This window comes from Xanthovirga aplysinae, from assembly GCF_009711365.1.
Taxonomy (GTDB): domain Bacteria; phylum Bacteroidota; class Bacteroidia; order Cytophagales; family Cyclobacteriaceae; genus Xanthovirga; species Xanthovirga aplysinae.
This window is the reverse complement of record NZ_SMMB01000138.1, coordinates 1-460: the sequence shown is the minus strand read 5'-3', so window position 1 is coordinate 460 and position 460 is coordinate 1. Positions and strand designations below refer to the sequence as shown.

The window sequence follows — 460 nt, the reverse complement described above, 5'->3', positions numbered from 1 at the left end:
ATTTTAAAAAAGCTAACTAAAAACTATAAATCGTCCGTGAGCGAACCCGAGTGCCTGCTGACCGATGTCTTGTTTTTAAAAAGTTTGTTTTAACGCCTCCAAAGTCTCATTTTTGCCGGAATACTTTTTGGATAATCTGAATACAAGACATTTTTAACCACCTGATAAAAAATCAGCTATGGTAAGGAATTACATCATAACAGCCCTTAGAAATTTAGGGAAGCGGAAATTTTACTCACTGATCAACATATCCGGTTTAACAGTAGGCATGGCCTGCTGTCTTTTGATTTGCTTTTGGGTACTGGATGAATTAAGTTATGATCGATACAATACCCAAATTGACAAGCTTTACCGGGTTGAAGTCAACTTCAATTTAAACGGAGAAAATACGAAAACACCTCTTTCTCCTGCTCCGGTTGCTGAAGCCCTGAAAAATGATTTTCCGGAAGTACAACAGGTA

The 460-nt window shown here is 37.6% G+C and carries 1 pseudogene; it reads left to right on the top strand.

What is annotated here, in order from left to right:
* Nucleotides 1–178: 178 nt before the first annotated feature.
* Nucleotides 179–460: pseudogene (locus E1171_RS00220) on the top strand (ABC transporter permease); the annotation flags it as partial.